The 22,873-nt window shown below is 28.7% G+C and carries 22 protein-coding genes and 2 pseudogenes; 16 read left to right on the plus strand and 8 right to left on the minus strand.

What is annotated here, in order from left to right; translation table 11 throughout:
* Positions 1 to 7: 7 nt before the first annotated feature.
* From HLK68_RS06740 to HLK68_RS14800, 14 genes are all read left to right on the plus strand, one after another.
* Positions 8 to 1,141 (plus strand): glycosyltransferase, encoded by a 1,134-nt coding sequence (locus HLK68_RS06740; RefSeq protein WP_006784913.1) that lies wholly within the window; start codon positions 8 to 10, stop codon positions 1,139 to 1,141.
* Positions 1,135 to 2,103 carry a glycosyltransferase family 2 protein gene (locus HLK68_RS06745; RefSeq protein WP_006784914.1) on the plus strand — a complete coding sequence of 323 codons (969 nt, stop codon included), beginning with the start codon at positions 1,135 to 1,137 and terminating at the stop codon, positions 2,101 to 2,103. Before HLK68_RS06740 ends, HLK68_RS06745 begins: the two co-directional genes overlap by 7 nt.
* Before the next feature lie 9 nt (positions 2,104 to 2,112).
* The gene (locus HLK68_RS06750; protein ID WP_006784915.1) at positions 2,113 to 3,129 is read left to right on the plus strand and encodes a glycosyltransferase family 2 protein; all 1,017 of its coding nucleotides are present in this window, start codon (positions 2,113 to 2,115) and stop codon (positions 3,127 to 3,129) included.
* 15 nt (positions 3,130 to 3,144) lie between these two features.
* Positions 3,145 to 4,644 carry a murein biosynthesis integral membrane protein MurJ gene (murJ, locus tag HLK68_RS06755; protein ID WP_006784916.1) on the plus strand — a complete coding sequence of 500 codons (1,500 nt, stop codon included), beginning with the start codon at positions 3,145 to 3,147 and terminating at the stop codon, positions 4,642 to 4,644.
* Positions 4,645 to 4,761: 117 nt separating this feature from the next.
* Positions 4,762 to 5,706 (plus strand): IS30 family transposase, encoded by a 945-nt coding sequence (locus HLK68_RS06760; protein ID WP_055164393.1) that lies wholly within the window; start codon positions 4,762 to 4,764, stop codon positions 5,704 to 5,706.
* 170 nt (positions 5,707 to 5,876) lie between these two features.
* Positions 5,877 to 7,880: a DUF6077 domain-containing protein gene (locus HLK68_RS06765; RefSeq protein WP_006785037.1), complete on the plus strand. Its 2,004-nt coding sequence runs from the start codon at positions 5,877 to 5,879 to the stop codon at positions 7,878 to 7,880.
* Between the two features lie 17 nt (positions 7,881 to 7,897).
* Positions 7,898 to 8,761 (plus strand): beta-1,6-N-acetylglucosaminyltransferase, encoded by an 864-nt coding sequence (locus HLK68_RS06770; RefSeq protein ID WP_006785036.1) that lies wholly within the window; start codon positions 7,898 to 7,900, stop codon positions 8,759 to 8,761.
* Positions 8,762 to 8,764: 3 nt separating this feature from the next.
* Positions 8,765 to 9,373, plus strand: a complete 609-nt coding sequence (locus HLK68_RS06775; protein ID WP_006785035.1) for a DUF1919 domain-containing protein — start codon at positions 8,765 to 8,767, stop codon at positions 9,371 to 9,373.
* Between the two features lie 206 nt (positions 9,374 to 9,579).
* On the plus strand, positions 9,580 to 10,263 hold the full coding sequence (locus tag HLK68_RS06780) for a glycosyltransferase family 2 protein (protein WP_006785034.1): 684 nt from the start codon (positions 9,580 to 9,582) through the stop codon (positions 10,261 to 10,263).
* A 3-nt stretch (positions 10,264 to 10,266) separates the two neighbouring features.
* Positions 10,267 to 10,641, plus strand: a complete 375-nt coding sequence (locus tag HLK68_RS06785; protein ID WP_040764027.1) for a DUF2304 domain-containing protein — start codon at positions 10,267 to 10,269, stop codon at positions 10,639 to 10,641.
* Positions 10,638 to 11,657, plus strand: coding sequence for a UDP-glucose 4-epimerase GalE (galE, locus tag HLK68_RS06790; RefSeq protein WP_155225984.1), 1,020 nt, complete (start codon positions 10,638 to 10,640; stop codon positions 11,655 to 11,657). Before HLK68_RS06785 ends, galE begins: the two co-directional genes overlap by 4 nt.
* Before the next feature lie 36 nt (positions 11,658 to 11,693).
* Positions 11,694 to 12,107, plus strand: a complete 414-nt coding sequence (locus HLK68_RS06795; protein WP_170837668.1) for an acyltransferase family protein — start codon at positions 11,694 to 11,696, stop codon at positions 12,105 to 12,107.
* 62 nt (positions 12,108 to 12,169) lie between these two features.
* A protein-coding gene (locus HLK68_RS06800) for an IS3 family transposase (RefSeq protein ID WP_238698366.1) occupies positions 12,170 to 13,308 on the plus strand; the annotation gives its coding sequence in 2 pieces (ribosomal slippage) (positions 12,170 to 12,395 and positions 12,395 to 13,308; 1,140 coding nt in all).
* Positions 13,309 to 13,360: 52 nt separating this feature from the next.
* A complete protein-coding gene (locus HLK68_RS14800; RefSeq protein WP_394812703.1) occupies positions 13,361 to 13,963 on the plus strand; it encodes an acyltransferase family protein in 603 nt (200 codons plus the stop codon).
* A gap of 270 nt (positions 13,964 to 14,233) precedes the next feature.
* Here the strand turns inward: HLK68_RS14800 and HLK68_RS06805 are convergent, their stop codons facing one another.
* The 4 genes and pseudogenes from HLK68_RS06805 to HLK68_RS06825 all read right to left on the minus strand — a co-directional run bounded on the left by HLK68_RS06805 (position 14,234) and on the right by HLK68_RS06825 (position 19,263).
* Positions 14,234 to 14,419 (minus strand): IS3 family transposase, encoded by a 186-nt coding sequence (locus HLK68_RS06805; protein ID WP_006783301.1) that lies wholly within the window; start codon positions 14,417 to 14,419, stop codon positions 14,234 to 14,236.
* Positions 14,420 to 14,956: 537 nt separating this feature from the next.
* Positions 14,957 to 16,110, minus strand: a pseudogene (locus tag HLK68_RS06810) (IS3 family transposase).
* 325 nt (positions 16,111 to 16,435) lie between these two features.
* Positions 16,436 to 16,687 carry a helix-turn-helix domain-containing protein gene (locus HLK68_RS06815; RefSeq protein WP_132942558.1) on the minus strand — a complete coding sequence of 84 codons (252 nt, stop codon included), beginning with the start codon at positions 16,685 to 16,687 and terminating at the stop codon, positions 16,436 to 16,438.
* Between the two features lie 1,244 nt (positions 16,688 to 17,931).
* Positions 17,932 to 19,263: pseudogene (locus tag HLK68_RS06825) on the minus strand (ISL3 family transposase).
* A 421-nt stretch (positions 19,264 to 19,684) separates the two neighbouring features.
* Between HLK68_RS06825 and HLK68_RS06830 the strand changes: the two are divergent.
* Positions 19,685 to 20,140, plus strand: a complete 456-nt coding sequence (locus HLK68_RS06830) for an IS110 family transposase (RefSeq protein ID WP_081448239.1) — start codon at positions 19,685 to 19,687, stop codon at positions 20,138 to 20,140.
* Positions 20,141 to 20,200: 60 nt separating this feature from the next.
* A complete protein-coding gene (locus HLK68_RS06835) occupies positions 20,201 to 20,785 on the plus strand; it encodes a transposase (RefSeq protein WP_157753422.1) in 585 nt (194 codons plus the stop codon).
* Positions 20,786 to 20,894: 109 nt separating this feature from the next.
* On the opposite strand, the gene HLK68_RS14805 is transcribed toward HLK68_RS06835, so the two are convergent.
* The 4 genes from HLK68_RS14805 to HLK68_RS06855 all read right to left on the minus strand — a co-directional run bounded on the left by HLK68_RS14805 (position 20,895) and on the right by HLK68_RS06855 (position 22,811).
* Entirely contained in the window at positions 20,895 to 21,518 is a 624-nt protein-coding gene (locus HLK68_RS14805) for a DDE-type integrase/transposase/recombinase (protein ID WP_081448240.1), read from the minus strand.
* Positions 21,519 to 21,533: 15 nt separating this feature from the next.
* The gene (locus tag HLK68_RS14810; protein ID WP_081448241.1) at positions 21,534 to 21,650 is read right to left on the minus strand and encodes an IS3 family transposase; all 117 of its coding nucleotides are present in this window, start codon (positions 21,648 to 21,650) and stop codon (positions 21,534 to 21,536) included.
* Positions 21,651 to 21,895: 245 nt separating this feature from the next.
* Positions 21,896 to 22,069, minus strand: a complete 174-nt coding sequence (locus HLK68_RS06850) for a transposase (RefSeq protein WP_006785173.1) — start codon at positions 22,067 to 22,069, stop codon at positions 21,896 to 21,898.
* Positions 22,070 to 22,172: 103 nt separating this feature from the next.
* Positions 22,173 to 22,811, minus strand: coding sequence for a VanZ family protein (locus HLK68_RS06855; protein ID WP_006785174.1), 639 nt, complete (start codon positions 22,809 to 22,811; stop codon positions 22,173 to 22,175).
* Between the last annotated feature and the right edge of the window lie 62 nt (positions 22,812 to 22,873).

The following is a 22,873-nucleotide window of genomic DNA, read 5'->3' on the forward strand; positions in this document are numbered from 1 at the left end:
TGAGATTTTGAATATTGGGTTTCTGACAAATGATATTACAGGAATAGGTGGGTCAAAAAAAGTTACATGTTTATTGGCAAATGAAATGGCGAAAAATAATACTGTAAAAATTATATCTCTCTTTAGAAGCGGAAATATTGAATTTGATTTAGATAGTAACATAGAGATAGAATACTTATATAATAAGGAAATAAAGCTATATGAACTATCTACTTATAAGAAGATGGTACAAAGTAAACAATATAAAGAAGTATTCGCTCTATTTCTAAATCTTTTTTACATTAGTTTTACAATAGCGTTTAAATTTATTAAAGTTAGAAAATTAACAAAAGAACTTAATAAAATTATTATCCCAGAAATTTATGGATTATTATTCACACCTATTTTTAATAAAAAACAAGAAGTGATTGTACATTTACATCATACTTATGAATATATAATTAAAAATAAAGTTAATAAGTTTATGCTACTTAATTATAAAAATAAAATACACACGCTGGTAGTTTTAACGGATAAGGATAAAGAAAACTTTTCTAAATATAAATTTAATTCCATAACTAGAATATATAATCCAATTAATGGATCTAAAATAAAAAGGGATTTCATTGATAATAGGATAATATTTATCGGAAGACTAGATTTTATTAAAGGCATAGATTATTTAAAGGAAATTATTCTTTCTTTAAGAGTAGATTTTATTCTTGAAGTATATGGTGAAGGTCCTTTGAGGCAAGACTTAGAGCAATTTGTTGTACAGAATAAACTTCAAGATAAGGTTAAAATTAAAGGGTTTATTCAAGATATTCCGGGTGTTTTAAAAGGGGCAAATTGTTTATTAAATACTTCTCGTCATGAGGGGTTACCAATGACTTTCTTAGAGGCTTTTCAATGTGAAGTACCAATAGTAGCCTCTGAATCATTTCCAGCAATAAAAGAAATTATTCAGGACGGAATTAATGGTTATGTGTATAAACAAGAAGATATTAAAAATTGTATAGATAAAATAGAAATGTTAATTAATGATAAAAATTTAAATAATAAATTGGGAAAAGGTAGTGGGGAATGTTATGAAAATTTTGAAATGCAATGTATTATTAAGCAGTGGAATTTAATTTTAGAGAAGAGGATGTCAATGTGGTAGATGTTAGTGTAGTAGTACCTATTTATAATGTAGAAAAATATTTAGAAAAATGTTTAGATTCATTGTGCCAACAAACTTTTAAAAATTTCGAAGTAATATGTGTGAATGATGGTTCTTTAGATAAATCTGAAGAAATAATCGATAAGTATATTAAACTAAATGCTAGTATGTTTAAAAAAGTTAATAAGGTTAATGGAGGATTAAGTGATGCAAGAAATGTAGGATTAGAGCATTGTGAAGGCCAGTATGTAATGTTTCTCGATAGTGATGATTGGATTGAAAAGGAATGCATAGAGCATATGCTTGAATTATTATTAGAAACAAATAGTGATGCCGTAGTCTGTGGAATTAATAATATTACTTTATCAGGAAATATCCTAGATAAATGTTGTTTATTTGAAAAAAATATTGTAACCAAAGAAGAACTATTACTTCAATCAAATTCAGCAGCTAATATATTGTTTAAGCGAAATCTTTTTGAAGAAATTAGATTTCCATTAAATAAATGGTTTGAAGATTTAGCCACTGTTCCTCTCGTTTTATCAAAATGTAATAAAATTGCAGCAGTAGATGAGTGTTATTATAATTATTTGTATAGGCCTAATTCAATTACTAAAACATATAATAATAAGATATTAGATATATTAGATGCTTTTAATAATATCTTAAAAGTAAATGAATATGATGAAAAATTTATAACAGAATTGTATAGTAGACATTTATATTATACTTTAATTAGGGTCTCAAATATAAAAGATGAAAATATAAAACTAAGTATATATGATAAATTACAGTGTTTTACTGAGAAAAATTTCTCTAAAGATTATTTATCTAAAATGTATTTAGGGGTGAATCAATTAGTAGTAAATCATCTATTTTTATCAAAAAAATATAAAATGTTAAATATACTTTTATATCTAGAGTGGAGAATGAAAAATTTACAAATTAAAATTAAAAGTTAAGGTGATAAAATGGGTTTAGTGTCTATAATAGTTCCAATTTATAATGTAGAAAACTATTTGTTCCGATGTTTAGATAGTATAGTCTCTCAAACGTATCAAAATATAGAGCTTATATGTGTAAATGATGGATCAACAGACAACTCTCAATTAATAGTAGATGAGTATAAATGTAAATTTCCGAATAAAATAAAATCTATTATTAAAGCAAATGGTGGATTAGGGGATGCACGAAATAGAGGTTTGCTTGAAGCTGCAGGGGATTATGTCATGTTCATAGATAGTGATGATTGGATTGAAAAAAATACAATTGAAATAATGATAGAAAATGCTATTAAAAATCAATCTGACATTGTTATTTGTGGCCTAAGAAGGATAACTGAGAATAATAAAGTATTATCTCAAGAACAATGTAAGCTAAATAAAGAATATAATAGTGAAGAAGCCTTGGTAAATCTAGCGCCAGCAGCCTGGAATAAATTGTATAGGCGAAGTCTATTCATTGAAAATAACATTATGTATCCAATAAATGTGTGGTATGAAGATTTACCAACTACTTCAAAGTTATTTATGTGCTCTAAAAAGATTACTACTACAAATGATATTTTAATTAACTATCTTCAGAGAAGTAATTCAATTATTTATAGTTATGATTCTAGAGCAAGAGATATATTTAAAGTTTTAGAAGATATTAGAACTTTTAATCCTGAAAAAACGAAAATATATCAAAATGAAATAGAATATTTATTCATAATTCATATTATATTTGCCCATTTATTTAGATCCACTATTTTAGAGAATAATGATTTAAAACAAGAAATTAAATACTGTAAAGATTTTATTGAAAAAAAATATCCAAGATATTTTAAAAATAAATATTTAGATATTAGATATAAAAATAATAATTCATTGATTAAAAAAATAGTAATGAATATAGGGATATTAGCATTTAAATATAATTTATATTTTCCATTACTTCAAATATATAAATTTATAAATAAGATAATTCCTATTCAATTTAAATGGTAAAAGAGAAGTGATAGGATGAAGTTAAAAAATTCTTTCTTTTTAATGTTAATTTCAATATTGGGTATTTTAATAGGATTTTTTAGAGATTTAGTATTATCTAATCAATATGGAGCAAGTGATAGTAGTGATATATATTTAATGCTATTGAATATTCCCATTATTATTTTTGCTACAATTGGTGCAGCCATTAATACTACTTATATTCCCTTATATAGTGAGATTAGTTATACTTGTACCGAAGAGCAGTCATTAAAGTTTACAAATAAGGTAATGAATATAATTTTAATATTATGTATGAGTTTGATAATTATTTTCTTAATTAATGCGGAGATATTAGTAAAATTTTTTGCTATGGGGTTTTCAGGACAAAAACTTGAACTTTCTATTAGATTAACTAGGATAATTATTATCAGTTTGATATTTATTGGTCCCAATTATTTATTAACAGCATTTTTAAATTTAAAAAATATTTTTATTATACCTACTATAGTTCCCATAATAACTAATGTATTAATAATTATATTAATAATATTTAGTAAGGGGAATTTGAATTTCTTAGTTACAGGAACTGTTTTTTCTTACGCTGTACAAATCATTATCTTATACTATTATAGTAGCAAGAATAAGTATCAATTTTATTTGGATTTGAAATTAAAAGATGATAATATAAAAAGAATGACTTTACTCGTAATCCCTGTATTAATAGGTACGGCAGTAGCCCAACTAAACGAAGTTATAGATAGATCATTAGCTTCTACACTTGGTGAGGGGATATTATCTTGTTTTACTTATTCTAATAGAATTAGTTCAAGTCTACAAATATTGTTTGTTACTTCTGTGATCACATTAATATATCCGAAAATGAATTTATTATATTCAAGTAAAAAAATAGAAGAGTTTAAAGAATTAGTTATTGGAACTATGAAATTTATAATTATACTAATTTTACCTTTAGCATCAATAATATATGTATTCTCAGAGGAGATAGTTTTTATATTATTTGAAAGAGGAACATTCTCTAGAGAAGCTACATTAATTACAAGTGATATATTAAAAATATATATTATAGGAGTTGTTTTTTGGACATTACGAGAAATTCTAGTGAGAGCATTATATTCCTTAAATAATACAATAATTGCAACAATTAATAGTGTGATTGCTATTTTTATAAATATTATATTAAATTTAATGTTAATTAATATTTATGGATATAAGGGATTGGCATTTGCAAGTACAATTACAGCTTTTATAGCTTGCATTTTATTAGGGCGAAGTTTGAAAAAAAAGATTAGCTCTTTTATAAAATCTAAAGATGCTCTTGAAGTATTAAAAATAATCATTATTGTAGTCCTAATGATACTATTTATAAAACTTATTTATTATTATTTAGAAGTTATCAATGTAAATATCTTTGTTAATTTATGTATTTCTAATAGTTTAGGTTTAGGCATATACTTAATCAGTGTATATAAATTTAATTTATTAAAGATAGAAGATATTTTTAAAACGGAGTAATTATTTTTCTATATGATAGATTGTAATATTAAGTGCGACACAAAAAAAAACTCATAAATAGGATCTTTGTTATAGAATGAAGTTACCACACAAAATTCTTAACAAGGAGATCTATTTATGAGTTATAAACATCTTAACACATTTGAGCGCACACGTATAGAAGTTCTTTCAAAAATGGGCTATTCAACGAGACAAATCGCTCAACAACTAAATCGCCATCATTCAACGATTGCTCGTGAACTGAAACGAAATACTCAAAAGACGTATCAGGCTGAGTTAGCAGAAGAATTAGCTGGACAACGTCGATTAAGTTGTCGTTGTCCAGAGAAGAAATCTGAACAAGTCATTCAGACCATCCAACATTATTTAAAGTTAACCTGGTCGCCTGAACAAATTTCTAATACCGTTTTAAAGGGTGTTCTTTCATTTAAAACCATTTATCGTTGGATTTATGATGAAACCATTTTGTTAGGAGATTTAAGTTGTTTAAGACAAAAAGGAAAGCGACGAAAACCACGAGAAACACGCGGACGATTTAACATTGGAACGTCGATTCATCAACGTCCCAAAGAAGTAAAAAGACGTGAAACGTTTGGGCACTGGGAATTAGATACGGTTGTTTCAAGTCGTGGAAAGAGTAAAGGTTGCTTGGCGACCTTTGTTGAACGTCAAACACGTTTTTATGTGGCCATTAAAATAGAAAATCGCTCAGCAACAGAAATGTACCGAGCGATTAGTGAGTTATATAAACTCTTTCCTAAAGACACCTTTAAAACTTATACGGTTGATCGAGGAAAAGAGTTTGCTTGTTATTCCAAAGTAGAAGCTGATTTAAAGGTTCCTGTTTACTTCGCAGATGCCTATTCGTCTTGGCAAAGAGGAAGTAATGAAAATGCCAATGGTCTTCTTCGAGAGTTTTTCCCGAAGAAGACAGATTTAGCACGAGTCAGTGACGAAGAGATTAATGAGGCACTCTGCCTCATTAATCATCGACCACGAAAATGTTTAGGGTGGAAAACTTCATTCGAGCTATTTCATGAGAAACTGTCGCATTTGTATTGACAATTCGTCATATGTAAAATTTTCAAATATAGATTTTTATTTAAAATCTCTATCTATATTAATAGGATAGGGATTTTAAATTTATATTTTCTAGTAGTGTTTTAGGGTAAGATTTTGTAAATTAAATAAAGGCTTTTTATATTAAGAATTATTTGTGAAAGAGGGATTTTATGATAAAAAGTTTTTTGTTCTGTTTAGTATGGATATATTACACATTTAATTTAGGATATTTAATAAATCAAAAAATCAATAATTTAAATATTTTCTCTAACTTTATTACTGGATTTATTACGTTATTTTCTTTCTTATATATTAGTAGTATTCCATTTATTTTATTTAAATTCACATATAAATGGTATTTAATAATACATATATTACTATTATGTGTTTCTATTTTTTATATGATAAAAGGCAAAGTTTATAAATATTCGTATAAAAAAGCTCTTAATCCATATTTCTTAATCATCTGTTTAATATTGTCTGCTTTCTATATGTTTATCGACAATAATCTGGGAGGAGACATTCAATATTACTTTTCTTCAGTAGCTCAAAATAAAATAAATATTTCGGGTATTTATAATTTTGAGGTATGGAGCGGTACACAACCCTATGAAAAATGGATTTGGTACAGGATGATACCATTTGAATTAATTCAATCTTTTATAAGTTCAATATCATTTATATCTCCTAATACTACTATAATTTGGACATTTCCGTTTTTCTTTGTATATTCGTTTATAGCTATCAATTACGAAATAATTAAATTATTAATTTCCTCTAATGTAAAAAGATATATACCATATTTATATTTATTTATGTTGTTAGTCGTGTTCTTTTTGACAGGATATTCATCATTAGGATATCATCCCTATGGAGTAGAATGTTTTTTATTATTACCATTCAGTGGAATATCATATCTCTTATATTTATTTATACCAATATTTTTTTTATTTGTTTATAAATTATTTAGTGATAATTATAAAGATAGTGGGCTGAAAATTATAATTATTTGTTTAGGATTTACTGCTATCTGTTTTTCAAGCACAGGATTATTTTTGTTTACGTTATTTATTATTACATTATTCTTTTTAACTATTATTTGTTTTGACAATAAGCATAAAAGAGATAAGACTATTAAAATATTGTACTGTGGTTTTCTCCCGATGATAATTTATCTATTATTAACTTTTTTGTCATTAAAAAATATATTTTTTAGTAGTTTATTATTTATATTAATTATTATCTATGTATTATTATATTGTTTTATTGATAAAATATTAGTCATATTTAACTCCAAAAAAATAAACAGAGTTTATTTTATGATTTTTTTAATATTTATTTATAGTGCTTCGATTCTTATAAGAAAATTCTCATATGAGGGAGCAGTACCTTTCAGGGATTTTATTGACGGATTTAAAAATGATTTTTTATCTAATGATAGTTTGATAGTTATTTTTATTTTTTGTATAATTCACATTATTTTAAATAAGGAAGTAGTATTAGAAAAAAAAATATTTTATGTATATTTTAATTTTGTTTATATATTATTATTTTTGAACCCTATATCTGGAATTTTTGTTTCTAAATATATAACAAGTGATGGAGTTTATTGGAGATTATTTTATGGGATAAATGTCATATACTTGTTAATATATTTATTTGAACTATTTCGTGAAAAAGAAAAAGAAAATATAACGGGACTAGCCATTATATTTATAATTACTTTAAGGTTAATTCAAAGTTTTGCATCACCAGTCGATGATTACTATTGGATTAAAATAAAACCTTTATCAGAATATAATTATAGTTATAAATTTGACCAAGAAAAATATGAAATTTATACATATCTTGCTAATAAAGGAAATTGTACTATTCTCACTGAATCAGAATTATATAGAAAAGGTTTAAGGGGAATTGCTCCTAATGTTGTATTATTTACTACTGTTTATGATGATAGAAGTGAAAATATTAATAATAATATTAACATAGAAGTGAAACGATATTTTATGGAGACTTTAGAGAATAGGGAAATAAATATCAAAGCGTTCTATACTAAACTTAAGAAATACCAGATAGATTATGTAATAGTCAATAAAAAAGATATAGATATTAATCCTTTATATTATAATCTAGATAAAGAATTCAATAATTATTATGTATTAGAAGTTAAGTAATATAGAAAGGGGTAAATATGAGAAATTTTAGAATGGCTTATTTGATTCTTGCTCACAAAAACAGTACTCAAATTAATATGTTAATAGATGCGTTAACACACGATAAGATAGATATATTTATTCATTTAGATTTAAAATCTACTATTAAAGATGAGATTCGACAATGTGAAAATATTTATTTTGTTGAAAATAGAACAGATGTAGAATGGGGAACTGTAAGTCAAGTATATGCAATGTTAAATTCATTGCAGGTTATATACAACACTAATAAGAAGTATGACTATATTCATTTAATTAGTGGTCAAGATTTTCCCTTAAATAAGGCAGAAGATATTATAACTTTCTTCTACCTTAATAATGGAAAGCAATTTTTAAATATGTGGGAAGCAAGTGGTTTTTGGTATTCACGAGTGGCGGTATACTATCCAAAAATCCTGTTAATAAATAATAGTATTGTAAAAATTATTAGAGGTATCTACTCTCGAATAATAATGCTAATACCAATTTTACATCGGAATTATAAGTTTTTAGGGGATTTATATATAGGTTCCCAGTGGTTTTCAATTACAGGAGAATGTTTGACATATATACTAGATTATGTAGAAAATAATCCACAAGTTCTTGAATTTTATAAAAATTCCTTATGTCCAGATGAATTAATAATTAATACTATTGTAGCAAATTCTCCTTTTAAAAAAGATATTATAAATGATAATTTGAGATATATAGATTGGAGTGAAGGAAAGGACTCTCCTAAGATTTTAACAAAAGATGATTTAGATAAAATCTTAGGTAGTAGAAAGCTTTTTGGTCGTAAATTTGATATATCTAAAGATAGAGAAGTAATTGAATATTTATTAAAATATCGTAAGGAAGATTAAGATATGAATATTTTGAAAATTTTTAAAAAGAATTCTCCGAAATTATATAATAATAATTTCACGATTGTTAGTAATAATTGTTGGGGAGGTTTTATATATAAAAGATTTAAATTACAATATAATTCTCCCTTTATAGGTCTATTTATCTTTGCTCCAGATTATATTTATCTATTAAAAAATTTTAATAATATTATAAATAATGATATTAGGCCTGTACAACCTCAAGAATCTAGATATTATGAGCAGCTAAAAAAGTATAGGATTTTAGATAAATATCCTATTGGAAAGTTGGATGATAATGTTGAAATACATTTTCTACATTATAAAACATTTAATGAAGCCAAGGAAAAGTGGGATAGAAGAGTAAAAAGAATAAATTTTCAAAACTTGTTAATAAAATACAGCGATAAGGATTTATCTAATGACGATTTAATAAATGAATTTGATAAACTTGATTTTGAGTATAAAATAGCTTTTTGTGCAAAAGAATTTCCTAAACTAAAATCAGTGATTTATGTAGAAAAATATAAAAATAAAGGATATGTAGAAAATGAATGGAAATATTATGACAAATATATAGATATTATTTCTATTCTGAATTCAATGATTTAGTGATAAAGCGATTTTTAATATTAAATATGTTTTTAAAAACTTATGTCTTGTTTATAATTTAGAATTTGTTTGTACAATTTAGGATTTTAACTAATAATTACATAATTATTCTACCCATACTATTTTGTGAAAAATATTAATACTATAGTAAAATTAATGTAAATATGTTAAAATTAATGTTGAATAATGTTGGATAGGGTGGTAAAATGAAAACTTTAATTATTATACCTGCTTATAATGAAGAGAAGAATATTGAACGGGTAGTAAATATGTTGATAGAAAACTATCCACAGTATGATTATGTGGTAGTTAACGATTGTTCTAAAGATAATACTAGAGCTGTATGTATAAAAAATAATTATAATTTAATTGATCTACCAGTTAATTTGGGGTTATCGGGAGCTGTTCAGGCAGGATATAAATATGCATATAAGCATGGGTATGATGTAGCAATTCAATACGATGGGGACGGACAACATAGACCAGAGTATATTGACAAGTTAATTGTAGCTATTAAAAATGGAGCCGATATTGCTATTGGTTCGAGATTTGTTACTGAACCAAAACCTCTATCGATGAGGATGATTGGATCAAGATTAATCTCATTTATGATTAAGATGGTTACGGGGATTGAGATTAAAGATCCTACAAGTGGTATGAGAGCAATTGATAGTAAGTTAATTAAAGAATTTGCTTTTAATATGAATTATCCTCCAGAACCTGATACAATTGCATATCAGATTAAAAAAGGTGCTACGATTAAAGAAGTACAAGTTGAGATGGATGAAAGAATAGAAGGAGAAAGTTATTTAAACTGGGCAAATAGTATAAGATATATGGCTAGAATGCTAATTAGTATTGTATTTGTACAGAATTTTAGAGGTAGGTAGATTATGTTTAATGAACAGTTTCTTAATATAAAATTACAGATAATATTAATGATGGGGTGTTTTTTTACTTATTGGTATATTCTTAGAAAAGTTAAAAAATCTAATGTTAGAATAGAAGATATTATAATTTGGATAATTGGAGTAATTATATTATTTATTTTTAGTATAGTACCAGCAATCCCTTTTTCTTTAGCTAATTTATTAGGGTTTGAGTCCACAGTAAATATTATTTTCTTTTTGGTTATTTTCTTTTTGTTTATAATGACGTTTTTATTAACGATCCGTTTAAGTCAAACTCAGGAAAAACTGAAGGAGTTAACTCATAAAATTGCAATTGAAAATTCTCAGGTACAAAAAGAAATGGAGGATATACAATGAAAGTATTAGTAACTGGAGGAGCTGGATACATTGGACGAACAGTTGTATCAGCACTTGAAGAAAATGGGCACATCCCAATTATTTTAGATTCATTAGTGACAGGGCGTCTTGAATATACGGAAGGAAAAATCTTCTATAAAGGAGATATCGCGGATCGTGATATTTTGGCGCAAATTTTTAAAGATCACCCAGAAATTAAACATTGTATTCACTTTGCAGCTTTAATTGTCGTGCCGGATTCGGTAGCTAATCCTTATGAATATTACACAGAAAATGTTGCAAAATCACTAGATTTATTTAAAAATTTAAATGAGTTTGGATGTAAAAATGTTATCTTCTCATCATCAGCATCAGTTTATGATGTAGTGGAAGGATTCAAAGTAACAGAATCAGCGCCATTAAAACCATCAAGCCCTTATGCGCGCACAAAATTTATGATGGAAATGGTGTTAGAAGACTTCTGTCGTGCGTATGGAATGCACGGAATTGCACTTCGTTACTTTAATCCAATCGGGGCAGATCCAAAATTACGTTCAGGAGCACATGTTCAATTTCCTTCACACGTGTTAGCGAAATTATTAGAAGCGGCATCAAGTGAAGACGCATTATTTAATATCACAGGTGTTAACTGGCCAACACGTGATGGATCAGGAATCCGTGACTATATCCATGTCTGGGATTTAGCGATGGCACACGTTAAAGCGGTTGAAAACTTTGATCAAGCATTCGCTAAATCAGAAAATCCAGAAGAATCATACTTAGTGATTAATATTGGAACAGGAAACGGGGTAACGGTTAAAGAACTAGTTTCAATTTTTGAAGGGGTCTTAGGCCGTCCTGTCAATAAGGCGGAAACAGAAGCACGCCCTGGAGATGTGGCAGGTGCTTATGCAAGCTGTGACCGTGCTAAAAACTTAATTGGTTGGGAAGCACAGTACTCAATTGAAGATGGAATTCGCGATGCCTTCCGTTGGGATGAAATCCGTGAAACAATTTTAAATTACGAGAATAGTTAGTATTATTTTTTGGGGGAGTGAGGTTATAGAAAGAAGATGAAAACAGGAAAAAGAAACTCTAATTTTGAGCTTTTAAGGATAATAGCTATGGTAATGATAGTATCATTACATACTTTAGGCCATGGTGGTGGATTAAACAATACAACTGTAAATTCCATCAATTTTATATTTAATCATATACTTGAGTCACTTTCTATTGTAGCTGTTAACATATTTATTTTAATTAGTGGTTATTTTGGAATTAAATCGTATTCAAGTGTTAAAAGTAAAATTAGTCTATTATATAAACAAATGATTTTTTATTCTATTATAATTGGATTTATATTTATTGTTTTTGATAAAAATTTATCTAGTATTAATATAATTCAAATGTTATTCCCTATTTCAACACAATTGTGGTGGTTTATGTCATTAAATATTGTTTTATTAATCTTATTGGTGCTAGTATAGTCATATGGACACATTTAAGTTAAGTCGTTACAATAGACTTAATAATTAAAGGATGTGTCGATATGAAAAAATATAATTCTGAATTTAAATCAATGATTGTTGAACTTTATAAAACTGGGCGTTCAGTTAAAGATCTAAGTCGTGAATATGGTGTTTCAGAAGTAACAATTTACAAATGGATTAAACAGATTTCTCCAATTGCCTCAATAGATGATACAGAGATTACCCTAGAGGACATTAAACGTATGAAGCAAGAAATGTTACGTTTACAAGAGGAGAATGAGATTTTAAAAAAGGCTATGACCATATTCGCGAGAAGGTAAGCCAATCTGAATTATGTCACTTTATCGAGCAACACCGAGAAGAATACGATATTAAACAACTTTGTAAGGTGTTATATGTTCCAAGAAGTACCTATTATCAATCTAAGCATCAAACGGAATCTAAATGGAAGTACGAGAACGAACAATTGCTTAAACGTATTAAGGAAATTTATTTTGAAAGTAAGCGTCGATATGGTGCTATTAAGATACACCGTCAGTTGATTAAAGAAGGATTATCTGTTAGCTTAAAGCGTGTCCAACGATTAATGAAATCAGCAGGCTTAGCTTCTATTATTCAAAAGAAATATACCCCTTATAAGCAATCTAAAGAACTTGTTTTAGAACGTGAAAACATTCTAGAACAGGATTTTTCGACCAACTCAATTAACCAAAAATGGGTATCGGATATTACTTATATTCACGTTCAAGAAGAAGGTTGGTGCTACCTAGCATCAGTCATGGATTTACATTCTAAAAAAATTATTGGTTATCACTTTTCTAAACAAATGACAACGGATATTATCGTCAAAGCTTTAAAGAATGCTTATTTTTCTCAAAAACCTAAAGGTGAGATTATTCTCCATACTGATTTAGGATCGCAGTATACCAGCCAAGAGTTTAAAGACTTAACTTTAGACTTTAACATCATCCAGTCTTTTAGTCGTAAAGGATGTCCTTACGATAATGCTTGTATCGAATCTTTCCATGCCACTCTAAAGAAAGAAGAAGTGTATCAAACAACATATGTTACATTTGAACAGGCTAGAATCGCTTTGTTTCAATATATAGAGGGCTGGTACAATCGAAAACGAATGCATGGATCGATTAATTATTTAACACCTGAAGAATGTGAGCAACTTGCTCGACAAGTGGCTTAAAAACTTAACTTTTTTGTGTCCAAAATATTGACTTAGATCCATATCTCCATATATTAATAAATTTATTCTTAATTTAACGATAGAAGAATTTAAAAAATTATTAAAAATATTAATTTTAATATTTGTTATATGGCCATCTATATTAGGTATATTTACACCAGTTGATATATCAGGTGGGTATAGTCTTTATCAATTTGTTTTTATGTATATGGTAGGAGCATACATACGTGTTAAATATGAAAACGAAAAATTTTCTTGTATAAATAGTTTTGTAATTTATTTATTGACTTCACTAACTCTAGCCACAATGAATATAGTTGTTTCTAAAATTGTAGGCTACAATTTTGGAGTATACGCATATAATTTTATTTTAATATTTATCTCATCTATCTCCTTATTTTTAACATTTAAAGATTTTAATTTAAAATATAATAAAATAATTAACAATATTGCTACTTTAACTCTTGGGGTATATTTAATTCATGATCACCCACTAGTTAGAAGTTGGATTTATCAGTTTTTCAATATAGCTAATTCAATTAATACACGTTATTACATTATAAAGATTGTGTTAATAGTTAGTATTATTTTTATAAGCTGTTGTTTGATAGAAGTAATTCGAAAAAAAATATTTTCTTATTTTAAAAAAATATAAACTTTACATTAGAATAAACTCGCAGATAACACTTTTATTTAATATGTGAATTTCCTCTTGTCAAGGAGAGAGAAAAAGACAAAAAATTATGTTGCTTAGGATGATTTGGATAATTTAGGATTTTTGTCGCATAGTATTGCTGATTAAATTGTGACTTATTACAATAGATGATTTCAAGTTAAATCCTAATAGATAAGCTGTCAAGATTTTTCTTATATAAATGAAAATCAATTGCTATTCTGTAGTGAATCCCAAAAGTTGAACTTAATATTATGCAGCTAAGTGGCTGGTATGAATTTGGTATTTGACTGGACTCATACCAGCCAATTTTCTTTTAATTCGTTTATGATTACAGTAGTATATATAGTTTTCAATTGCTTCTTTTGACTTCTTATAGGTTTTAAATGTCTTTCCATAGTACATTTCTTGTTTAAGGATTCCAAAGAAGTTTTCCATCAGTGAATGATCTAAACAATTTCCCTTTTCGTGATATGCTTTGGAAAGTTTGATGTGTCTTTAATGTTTTAACTCATTTTTGATGTTGATACTGGCAATCTTGATCGGAATGAAGGATTGTCCTATATTTTGCTTGTTTGAAAATAGGTAGGACTTGATTCGGGGATTTCATGACAATCTTTAAGTCAGGTTTATGATTCATTGAATAGGATAAAATTCGACCTGTTGCCATGTTCATGAGTGGACTTAAATATAATTTCTTTACTTACTTTGTTTTAAATCCAGTCACATCCGTTGTGAGTTTCTAATAAGGGGGATTAAATCGGCGGTTAATTCGATTCTTAGCCACTGTTCCAAAAGTTCTTTTATATGAGTGATATTTACGTGATTTATGACTAAACTTAACGGAAATAATTAAAAGATTTTTCATTAGGTGATACAATTTCTTATAGTTAACCTGATGACCTCGATGATGAAGCTTATTTGTGATTCAACGATAACCATCATTCTCATCATTTTTGGATTGTCAACACTAAACTAAACAACTTTTTTAAGGGTATTTTGACGATATTCAACTGGGGATAAATATCCCAGTGAAGAGTGGATCCTATGATTGTTATACCAGTTAACGTAGTCGGCAAATTCATAACCTAGTTGTTCTTGGGTTTCAAATATCTGATGGTTTACAAATTCTGTTTTGATTACTTTATAGGTCGCTTCTGCAACAGCGTTGTCATAGGGACATCCCTTCATACTTAAAGAGCGTTTAATTTCAAATACCTCTAAAATCTCATCAATGATTTTATTCTTAAATTCGTTACCTCGATCCTTGTGGAAAATCTTGATTTGACTTAGGTTAGTTTGGACTGTACTGAACGCCTTCTTAACTAATTCTGCATCCTTATTAGGCCCAGAGCTATAACCGATAATTTCACGATTAAACAGGTCTACAAGCACACAAAGATAGTGCCAGCGATTTTTTACACGAACGTAAGTTAAATCACTGACAACAACGTTTAAATGTGGTTGTTCATCAAAGTTACGATCCACGATATTTTCAGTGTTATCTTCGTTACATTTAGCTGTATGCGGCTTAAATTGAGCAACGGTATAATTCGATACAAGGCCTTCTTGTTTCATGATACGACTAATACGACGACGTGAAACTTGTTGTCCCATCTTTTTTTAACTCTTGCTTAATTTTTCGAGTCCCGTAATTATTTCGGCTTCGACGAAAAATCTCAATGATATCAGTAACCAGTTGAGTTTCATCTTTCTTCGGTTTAGACTCATAATAATAAGTGCTACGAGGCACATTAAGGACTTTGCACATCGCTGAAACTGAATATTTGTGTGTATTGTTTTTAATCACATTTATCTTCGTCCTAAGATCAGCGCGGCTTGCTTCAGCGTGCTCCTTGCGGGTATAAAATATCATTTTCCATTTCCAATTGCTTAACTTTTTTACGAAGTTGGATTAACTCCTGTTCTTCTTCTGAGCGGTTATCTTTCTCCTTAAAAGAACCTGTAGAAGTTGACTGTTTAATCCATTTATCGAGTAAAGACGATGAGATATCGTATTCACGAACAATATCACATTTACGTTTCCCATTTAAATAAAGCTGGACTAATTGGTTTTTAAATTCATCTGTATACGTACGGCGTGGTCTACGAGTTTTAGTTTGGGTCATGTTAAAGCTCCTTTAGATTGATATTATTTATAATTCTACATGACCTTAAAAAAACTGTCTAATTAATTGTAACCTATCCATTTTCTTTAAAAATAGTTAAAATGAGGTCTTCAAGTTCTTAATCTGGATTACCTTGCGCCATCTATTTAACCCAGTAATAATAAGTTGACTTAGGGAATTTTATGACTTTAAAAATATTGGACCAATTAAACTCATCTGTTAACTCTTCGATGATTTTTGATTTGATTGTTTGATTCCATGGTGTAATTCCATGGGCGTGACACTTTTTTTAGTATTCAATTTCGATTCTTAATAATTTATTTTCTTATTCTAATTGTTGTTCTCGTGTTAAATCTTTTGTTTCTATAGTTGAGTTTAATTTTGTTATATTATTTTGAGGCCTTCCTTTTAATATAAATAAAGCCTCAATACCGTCCTTTAAAACTTTTGCATTCCAATTCATAATCGTTCTTATATTTGATATTCCAAAATGAATAGCAGTTTGACTATATGAAGCACCTGTTGTTTTCATATAGTTTAATACATTTAATTTAAATTCTGGACTATATTTAGTCATAGAAAAAACACCAAAAATATTAGATTTTTTAGGTCTCTCTTTTAAGTGGTATTTTTGTAAGGGAGTTGAGTTTTGAATCATGAAAATACGTGATTTAAAGTGATAAAAACTACAATATCCAAAATCGATTCGTTTAATAACTTTGATTTCTTCAATAAGACCATTGTATAGGGACATCGAATGATGGATATAATAAGAATAGTTTTTAAATATTTTAAAATTTGTTTGAAGAGTGAACAGTAAATCTTGATCAAAGCATAAGTTGCTTTTAATTGAGATAATAAATTAAGGAGAAAATTTAGAATATCTATTTTGCGCATAGGTTGTTTAGTGCACTAGGTAAAGGGATAAGTGATTGTATGATGAGTGTGGATGGTTTTAAAAATAATGGTGGGGATAGTTTGAATTTATATGCATGCTTTTTAATATTCTTTATCAATCGAATGTATGTTTTATTGATTGAACGAGGGGGATGTTGAAAAAGGTGGAACCTAGAAAGGAGAATTTTAGCGTGAGGAAAAAGTTCCTTTATTAGGTTCATATAAAAGGGGGGGATCAATGACAATGTGTTTGATACGCGAACGTGCCTCTTTAGAATAGCGATTAAAATAAGGCTCGAGTAAGAGTAAGCGACATCAATAATATTGATAATTTGGTTGGTATTAGCGTCGTAAAAGATGAAAGATATATATTCTTTGGAAGACTTACTGATTTAAATTTATCAAAGTAAAATCTTTCAAGAGATAATTGAAGTTCAAAGATTGAGATTCGTAAAAAGATGATATAGGTGACGCTCAAATGAGAGGATTAATGACGACATGTAATATCTATTCCAGAGAATTTATTTTGATTTTCTAAATTTATCACATATTTTGTAGTGTAAGAGATGTAGCAGTTTTGACAATGAGTTGGTAGGTACGAGAGAATTTCTTTAAAAGCAATTCACACCATTGTCTCTGAGATAACCTTTCTGGAAGTTAATGTTTTTATATTTAATATTTTTCTAGTAATATAAATTAAAAAATGAATGAGACATCAAATCTATCCTTTCAATGTTTCTTTTGAGTGTTAACATTGTAACAGGATAGAGATTTGATGTCTCTTTTTGGTACTATAAAACTCGTAGGAAATACACCATTATTTGTGTGTAGATTCTACGAGTTTTATTTTGGTTCTTTGTCAAATAGTGTTGCTGATTAATTTGTGACCTATTACAATGAAAAATTAAATTGAAATCCTAGTGGCTATGCTGCTAGGATTTTTGTTTTAGGTTTTGTTAGATTTTGAATCATGAGAATACGAGATTTAATTACCCTACTAGTGGAGGAAACATGCTTCGCATGGCAGGTGACCCAATGATAGAAACTGCGATAGCCAAAGGCAATACGCTTAATGACTTTAATTTTATTATTAATTCCTTCAATAGGACCATTGGTATACGGAGTTGTTAGTGTGTGTTCAATATAAGATTGATAAGTTTTAAAGGTTTGAAAAGCTGTTTGAAGTTCAGGAGAAATAAGAGGGTGTTCTGCTTGAATTAAGTCATTTAATCGTTCTAAGTTTTTAGTTTGAAGAGTGAAAAGTAAGTCTTGATAAAGATCATAAGTCGCTTTTAGTTCTGGGGATAAATCAAGGAGGAAATTTAAGATATCTATTTCACGCATCGGTTATTTGAAACAGTAAAACGAATGATAAGTTGTGGTATTGAGCAATGTATGAGACTTCAAGAACAAGCGCCAGTAACGTTTAAACTTACGACCATGCTTTTTGAACTTCTTCATTAATCGGATTCGAGTTTTATTCAGTGCACGAGAGAGATGTTGAACGAGATGGAATTTATCAATGATAATTTGGGCATGAGGAAAAAGATCCTTAATCAAGCTAATGTAAGGAGCGTACATATCAATCACAATATTTTTTACGCGAGTACGTGCTTCCTTTGTATATCGTTTAAAATAAGCTTGAAGGGAGCTTAAACGACGATCTTCAATGATATCGATGATTTGTTTGGAGTCAGCATCACAAAAGATAAAAGACATATGACACTCAGCAGACTTAACTGATTTAAATTCATCAAAACAAAGATTTTCAGGTAAATAATTAAAGTTTAGGGTTTGAGATTCATAAAAGCTATGGATGATACGATTGACAGTTGAATGAGAGACCTGATGACGATGAGCGATATCACATTCAGAGATTTTATTTTGAGCCTCTAAAGCAATGGCATATTTCATGTTATAAGAAATATAACAGTTCTTTTCAACGATTGAAGTTTTTAGTGTAAAGGTAGATTGGCAATGCCCACAATAATAACGCTGTTTCTTTAACTCTAAATAGGTATCATGGAGTGAGACTTTTGGAATAACAATTCGAGAAGTTTTAAATCCATGCTTCTTAAATTTTGAATCAAATAGAGTTCCGCATTTTTGACAATGAGTCGGTTGATACGAGAGGATTCCTTTAAAAATAAAGCTAGTAATTCCGTTTAATTTAACTTCTTCAAGCGAATCTTCAAGGAACGTAATGTTTTTATCTTTAATATTTAAAAGTTTTCTAGTAAAATATGAGTGAGACATCAAATCTTATCCTTTCAATATTGTTTTAGCCGATAACATTGTAACAGGATTGAGACTTGAGGTCTCTTTTTTTTGATGCCATGAAAAAAGTGCTGCTTAATCAGCAACACCAAATATTATAGAACCTTTATTTTTTATGATTAATAGGTGATGGGGTAACGGAGCTCTTTTAGGGTTTTAACATCCGCAACAAAAAGTGTTACCCCACTCTATTCATTTAACATTCGATTAAGCAAGTTGGTACTAAGCTGCCGTGTAACGAACCAAAATGAGAAGAATGAACAGAGATGGGAACCTATCATAAAAAAGTAAGGAGAGGAGAAGTGGATGAATGATTTCAATTGGAATTGATGTATCTAAACGAAAAAGTACAGTGGCTATGATCAATGTCATGGGTAAAATCTTATAGACACCTTTCGATATTGAACATTCACAAAATGAAATTCAGAACTTGCTTGAGTTAATTAAAGATTATCCTAAAGAACAAGTTCGATTCATTATGGAGGCGACTGGCATCTATCATTTAGGATTAGTCAACGAGCTTCAAAAACAGGGTTATTTTGTACATGTTGCAAATCCCTTATTGATAAAAAAATATTTTGATGCTGAAATTCGAAAAGGAAAAACAGATCGAAAAGATGCGCTAAAAATTTCTCGTTATGGAACAGAAAAGTGGTGGCTTTTACAGGAGCATTCAAAGGCTGATCAGATCTATCAAGATTTACAGTTTTTATCGAGAGAATATAATTCATTTATGGCGAGTAAGATTAAATTAAAAGTTCAGTTATCTAATTTAATAGAACTTAGTTTTCCAGGACTTGAGAAAATTCTAAAAGGTCATTATTTTGGGCTATTATTAGATTTCTATGAGTTATAACCTTGTGCTTCAATGGTTCGACAGGTTAGTGAAAAGAAGTTTTCGAATCAGTTTATTAAAATGGCCATAAAAAAAGGACACCGTAAAGGGGCCCAGATCGCACAGAAAGTCTATCGACTTGCTCATGAGTGCGTCACGTTTGAACCGAGTCAAAAGGTTGCAGCCCTCTCGGTTAAACACTGCGTCAGTCTACTTCGTTCAACAGAACAAGCGACTGACAGTATTATAACACAAATGGATGAGTTAACGAAAGAACTTCCTGAATACGAAATCATTAAAAAAATGAAAGGTGTCGGCGATAAGTTAGCACCACGTTTAATCGCAGAAATAGGTGATGTGAGACGATTTAAAAATTCAAAAAGTTTAATTGCTTATGCAGGGATTGATGCACCACCTTATCAATCAGGACAATTCGAAGCAATGAATCGCCACATCTCTAAACGAGGTTCGAGAAGTTTGAGGAAGTGTGGTTATGAAGTGATGATGGCTGTAAAATCATCGAAACCAAAAGAAGATAATGCCGTTTATGAAGATATGCTCAAAAAAGAAGCAGAAGGTAAAAATAAGAAGTTAGTAAAGATTGCAGGACTGAATAAATTTTTAAGAATTTATTACGCTCGAGTCATAGAAGTCTATCGGGCGTAGAAATCATTTTTTCTATTTATATCCAATAAAAGACACTAAGATAGTGTCTTTTCGTCGTACCCAATATTTTGATTAATCTAAAATAAATTTTTATCATTTTACACTTGATTTATGTTAGCAAGTTTTTGTTACATGAAAAAAGGTATTGCTTAGTCAGTAATATAAATGTTAAATTAAGAAGCTCATCTTCTATAATAATAGTTTGAGTATGATTAATAACTTCTGCCAAATTAGATTTATAAGAGAATGTTATAAATGGTTTTGATAAAATTTTGATAGTGTTCGTCGTCTCTATTTTCCTGCCATCATTATAAATTACTTTAAAGTAATTTACTATAAATATATAAAATCTTAGTAAAGTGGATCTAGGTAAATATTTTGGACACAAAAAAGTTAAGTTTTTAAAGTCTTGGTTGGTATACTGTGTCCCTAAATCAGTATGAAGTATAACCTTGTCTTTGGGTCTTTGAGAAAAATAAGCATTCTTTAAACCTTGAACAATAAGGTCTTTTGTCATTTGCTTAGAAAAATGATAACCAATAATTTTCTTTGAATGTAAATCCATTACTGAAGCTAAGTAGCACCAACCTTCTTTGTGGACGTAAATATAAGTAATATCGGATACCCATTTTTGATTAATTGAAGTCGTCGAACAATCCTGTTCTAGAATGTTATGACGTTGTAAACCAAATTCCTTAGCTTGTTTATACGGGGGATATTTCTTTTGAATAATCGAAGCTAAACCGCTTTATTTCATTAATCTCTGAACACGTTTCAAGCTAACAGAGAATCCTTCTTTAATCAATTGACGGTGTACTCTAATAGGACCATATCGACGGCTACTTTCAAAATAAATCTTCTTAATTCATTCAAGTAGTTGGTGATTTTCACGTTTTCACTTAGATCCAGTTTGATACTTCTATTGATAATAAATGCTTCTTGGGACACTTAAGATCTCAAAAGGTTACTTAATATCATGTTCTTGATGATGTTGATTAATAAACTGACATAATTCAGATTGAGTTACTTTCTCGCCAATATGGTCATAGCCTTTTTTAAGATTTCATTTTCCTCTTGTAGACGTAACATCTCTTGTTTCATACGCTTAATCTACTCAAGTGTGATGCCAGTCTCATCTATTGAGGTAATAGGAGAAATTTGTTTAATCCATTTATAGATAGTGACCTCTGATAAACCATATTCACGACTAAGTTCTAAGACTCTCCGTCCAGTTTTATAAAGTTCAACAACCATAGATTTAAATTCAGCATTATATTTTTTCATACATACACATCCTTTTATTAAGTCTATTGTAACGACTTAACTTAAGTGTGTCCATAAAACTATACTAGCACCAAAGTTTAAGAATGAATTCGAAGATAAGATGTTAAGGTGTTTCAAAATCATCCAAAGTAAAATGTTTTTCTAAAGCGAATTCATTGTTATTTTTCAGAGATTTTTCTCTATAGTTATGAATGAGGATTCTAATAAATCTAAAAAAACACACCATCATATAGATTCCTAGACAAAACGTGATTCCTGTGACTAATCCTAAAACATCTATTCCAAAGTCACTAATTTGCCCTGAACGTCCATCTACAAATAATTGGTGAACTTCATCTGTGAAGGAGAAAAATGCTCCTACATAAAGAGTAATGATAAATGCTTTATAGAAGTTAAATGCATAAGTGAAGACTCCCATAGAAGCAATCCCAAGACTCATATAAATTCCAAAGTGGGCCCATTTTCGAATAATGACATTCCAATTACTATAGGTTGAAAATAAAAGGGGATATAACTCTTCTAGATTCAACATATATAAAACTTTGATAACAAGTTGATCCCAATAATGAAGTAATTGACCTAAAAATTCAAATCTCCTTAAAAATAAATAGAGGCTATTTGATAATGAGCCTGATTGAGATCCACTTTGAGCTGATAAATTGAAGATTAAGCGCATTACGCTAAAAACTAAAATGATTCCAACGAATACAAGTAACAACTTTTTTAATTTGTCTCTTTTCATTAAGTATTCCTCCCCTAATAAATCTCTTTAATTATACAATAATGGTCGGAATAATTTGCTAA

This window comes from Turicibacter sanguinis (genome assembly GCF_013046825.1).
Classification (GTDB): Bacteria; Bacillota_I; Bacilli_A; order MOL361; family Turicibacteraceae; genus Turicibacter; species Turicibacter sanguinis.

Coding starts and splice junctions, on each gene's coding strand:
- HLK68_RS06750 (WP_006784915.1), top strand. CDS start 2,113: ATGGGTTTAGTGTCTATAATAGTTCCAATTTATAATGTAGAAAACTAT.
- murJ (WP_006784916.1), top strand. CDS start 3,145: ATGAAGTTAAAAAATTCTTTCTTTTTAATGTTAATTTCAATATTGGGT.
- HLK68_RS06760 (WP_055164393.1), top strand. CDS start 4,762: ATGAGTTATAAACATCTTAACACATTTGAGCGCACACGTATAGAAGTT.
- HLK68_RS06765 (WP_006785037.1), top strand. CDS start 5,877: ATGATAAAAAGTTTTTTGTTCTGTTTAGTATGGATATATTACACATTT.
- HLK68_RS06770 (WP_006785036.1), top strand. CDS start 7,898: ATGAGAAATTTTAGAATGGCTTATTTGATTCTTGCTCACAAAAACAGT.
- HLK68_RS06775 (WP_006785035.1), top strand. CDS start 8,765: ATGAATATTTTGAAAATTTTTAAAAAGAATTCTCCGAAATTATATAAT.
- HLK68_RS06780 (WP_006785034.1), top strand. CDS start 9,580: ATGAAAACTTTAATTATTATACCTGCTTATAATGAAGAGAAGAATATT.
- HLK68_RS06785 (WP_040764027.1), top strand. CDS start 10,267: ATGTTTAATGAACAGTTTCTTAATATAAAATTACAGATAATATTAATG.
- galE (WP_155225984.1), top strand. CDS start 10,638: ATGAAAGTATTAGTAACTGGAGGAGCTGGATACATTGGACGAACAGTT.
- HLK68_RS06795 (WP_170837668.1), top strand. CDS start 11,694: ATGAAAACAGGAAAAAGAAACTCTAATTTTGAGCTTTTAAGGATAATA.
- HLK68_RS06805 (WP_006783301.1), bottom strand. CDS start 14,419: ATGGAAAACTTCTTTGGAATCCTTAAACAAGAAATGTACTATGGAAAG.
- HLK68_RS06815 (WP_132942558.1), bottom strand. CDS start 16,687: ATGACTAAATATAGTCCAGAATTTAAATTAAATGTATTAAACTATATG.
- HLK68_RS06835 (WP_157753422.1), top strand. CDS start 20,201: ATGGCCATAAAAAAAGGACACCGTAAAGGGGCCCAGATCGCACAGAAA.
- HLK68_RS06850 (WP_006785173.1), bottom strand. CDS start 22,069: ATGAAAAAATATAATGCTGAATTTAAATCTATGGTTGTTGAACTTTAT.
- HLK68_RS06855 (WP_006785174.1), bottom strand. CDS start 22,811: ATGAAAAGAGACAAATTAAAAAAGTTGTTACTTGTATTCGTTGGAATC.